Origin of the sequence: Streptomyces sp. NPDC048383, assembly GCF_040651775.1 — a bacterium.
Classification (GTDB): Bacteria; Actinomycetota; Actinomycetes; order Streptomycetales; family Streptomycetaceae; genus Streptomyces.
On sequence record NZ_JBEZKS010000147.1, the window covers coordinates 1 to 1,411 of the forward strand.

The 1,411-nt window shown below is 68.0% G+C and carries 1 protein-coding gene; it reads right to left on the reverse strand.

Annotation, left to right across the window (positions count from 1 at the left end; all coding sequences use genetic code 11):
* Positions 1-125: 125 nt before the first annotated feature.
* Positions 126-1,355: an IS701 family transposase gene (locus AB0D46_RS38505; protein ID WP_362884757.1), complete on the reverse strand. Its 1,230-nt coding sequence runs from the start codon at positions 1,353-1,355 to the stop codon at positions 126-128.
* Positions 1,356-1,411 lie beyond the last annotated feature (56 nt).

Below are 1,411 nucleotides of genomic sequence, written 5' to 3' on the forward strand. Positions count from 1 at the left end.
CCTAGTAGTGCTTCGTTATGTTCTGGGTCTGGTTCTGTTGCTGGGCAGGGTGCGGCCGCAGGTGGTGCAGGTGCCGGTCCAGCACCTCAGCAGGTCCTGGAGCGCGTCCAGGACTTGGTAAAGCGTCAGGCCGGCGTGTGTGCTTTTGGGTCGAGCCGTCGCAGGGTGAGGAAGGCCTGTGCGGCGGTGACGAGGGTGACGTGGTGGTGCCAGCCGCGCCAGGTGCGGCCTTCGAAGTGGTCCAGGCCCAGTCCGTGCTTGAGTTCGCGGTAGTCGTGTTCGATGCGCCAGCGCATCTTCGCCCACCGCACCAGATCGGCGATCGGGGTGGTGGCGGGCAAGTTGGTCATCCAGTAGCCGGTCGGCTCGTTCGCTTCTGGGGGCTGTTCGACCAGCAGGGTTCGCAGCGGCAGGACCCCGTTCCACTGGTTGCGTCCGCCGGCCTGTTCCTGGGCGGTGCGGCAGGCTTCCTTGCCCGACGGCCGTACTTCCAGGACAGCGAAACGCGAGGTCATGGTGCCCTTGCTTCCCTGGCGCCAGGTGACTTCCTGGAAGCAGGTGCCCGCACCGATGAAACTCGTCAGGGGTCGGACTGCCTCGCGGTAGCGGGGCAGCGTGGGCGGCCCGAGCCCGCCGTAAGCGGGCTGGAACGGGTCGGCGGTGGCAGGCCGTGCGACCTCTTTGGGGTCGACCGCCATCACGTAGGACCAGCCGCGTTCCTCCAGCGCGAGCCGGAAGGAGACACTACGGCCGTAGCCGGCATCGGCCACGATGACCGGCACCCGCGGCAACCAGGTGGCGAGGCGGTCGAGCAGGCCCAGAGCCAGACGGGTCTTGGAGACATGCCCGATCTCCTCGGGCACCCCGGCCCGCCGCCGCCGGCCCTCGTCCGCCGCCCAGTCCTCGGGCAGGAACAACTCCCACTCCAACGGGCAGGACGCGAGGTCGGTGGCCGCGTGGACGCTGACCGCGACCTGGCAGTTGGCCGTCTTGCCCAACGCACCGCAGTACTGCCGGGCCACCCCTACCGATGCCGTCCCGCACTTGGGGAACGACACGTCGTCGACCACCCACACCTCAGGTCTGATCGCCTCGGACAGCCGCTCGGCGATCCGCCGCCGCACCGGCAGCGGATCCCACGGCGACTGACTCACGAACTGCTGCAGGGCCTGCATGTTCCCGTCCGGCAACCGCTCGGCCATCGGCTGGATCGACTTACGCCGCCCGTCCAGCATCAAACCCCGCAGATAACACCCGCCCCACCGACGCTGATCCCGCCGCGGAAACGAAGCGAACACATCGGCAACGAACTCCGCCAACTCACCCCGGAGCCGTTCCACCTCCCCCAGCCTCATAACCAGAAGATGCCCACCATCAGGCGAGATCACCCGACGTAACGAAGCACTACTAG